The organism is Paenibacillus sp. oral taxon 786 str. D14 (genome assembly GCF_000159955.1).
In the GTDB taxonomy this organism is placed as follows: Bacteria; Bacillota; Bacilli; order Paenibacillales; family Paenibacillaceae; genus Fontibacillus; species Fontibacillus phoenicis.
Map to the genome: position 1 here is coordinate 1 of NZ_GG696037.1, position 797 is coordinate 797.

The window sequence follows — 797 nt, forward strand, 5'->3', positions numbered from 1 at the left end:
CGTATAGTATCTTTTGAAAGCTCTTTTCTTTCAGCTTCCAGCCCCTACGGGGCTGGAAAGATTCATTGAAAGTTTCCAGCGAATTGTTCTTTGAAAATTGAATGGGGACTGGACTTTCTGGAATGTCTCTGGACAATGGAACTTAGGGTCCATTCGGGGAAATTCGTATCACTCCTGTAGCAACGTCTACATCATAAGTCTGTTTCTCCGGTACACGTCTGAACTTCCTACCCGCTGGCTGTTCCCTTCGGCAACCCATGCCCGGCAATAGCAGTGCCGGGGCAGCTCATGGACTGAAGCGTGTTCTCATAGGCGAGGGTGATTGATCTGCGTGTGCGCCGGAGGCATCCCGGAGAGTCCATTCCCTGAATCCCCCAATAGAAAGGAGGTATTCCATTTGAAGTTATTTGTCGGTATTGACGTCAGTTCACAAGAACTGGAAGCGTGCTTTATGAATCCCGACGGAGACAAGCTGGAAACGTTCACCGTCAAGAATAATCTCGACGGCGCTTCTCATCTGAGAGATCGCATCGTCGCCATAGCGGACAAGCATTCGTCTTCCGCGATTCACATTGGCCTTGAAGCGACTTCCGTCTACAGCTGGCATCCTGCCATGTACCTGCATCAGGATCCAGCTCTTCGAGAGCGCAAGGCCAAGGTGTTCACTTTGAACCCCAAGCTCATCAGCAAGTTCAGAGAAGCCTATGCGGATATGGACAAGACCGACCGGCTCGACGCCTGGATCATTGCGGATCGCCTGCGCTTCGGCCGCCTGACGACCACCATCGTCATGCAAG

Annotated in this window: 1 protein-coding gene; it reads left to right on the top strand. The window is 51.8% G+C overall.

Annotated features, from left to right (window positions below; all coding sequences use genetic code 11):
• Nucleotides 1-397: 397 nt before the first annotated feature.
• Nucleotides 398-797 (top strand): IS110 family transposase (locus POTG_RS22575; RefSeq protein WP_036646822.1); only part of this gene is annotated, 400 nt, incomplete at its 3' end.